This is a genomic window from Halomonas marinisediminis (assembly GCF_004347715.1).
GTDB lineage: Bacteria > Pseudomonadota > Gammaproteobacteria > Pseudomonadales > Halomonadaceae > Halomonas > Halomonas icarae.
This window is the reverse complement of sequence record NZ_SLTR01000212.1, coordinates 1-311: the sequence shown is the minus strand read 5'-3', so window position 1 is coordinate 311 and position 311 is coordinate 1. Positions and strand designations below refer to the sequence as shown.

At 69.1% G+C, this 311-nt stretch carries 1 protein-coding gene; it reads left to right on the top strand.

The window, feature by feature from the left end:
• Positions 1–62: 62 nt before the first annotated feature.
• A partial coding sequence (locus E0702_RS16425) for a chorismate synthase (protein WP_132045650.1) occupies positions 63–311 on the top strand: 249 nt, incomplete at its 3' end.

The following is a 311-nucleotide window of genomic DNA, read 5'->3' as shown; positions in this document are numbered from 1 at the left end:
GAGCCCGCGGCGCGGGCTTTCGCAAGCTTGCACCCGGACGGCACGACACAGGAGACCCGACCATGAGCCTCAACACCTTCGGCCATCTCTTCCGCGTGACCACCTGGGGCGAGAGCCACGGACCGGCACTTGGTGCCACGGTGGACGGCTGCCCGCCGGGCGTGCCGATCGACGAGGCGGCGCTGCAGAATTGGCTCGACCTGCGCAAGCCGGGGCAGAACAAGTACACCACCCAGCGGCGCGAGCCCGACGCGGTGAAGATTCTTTCGGGCGTGTTCGAAGGGCAGACCACCGGCACGCCGGTGCAGCTG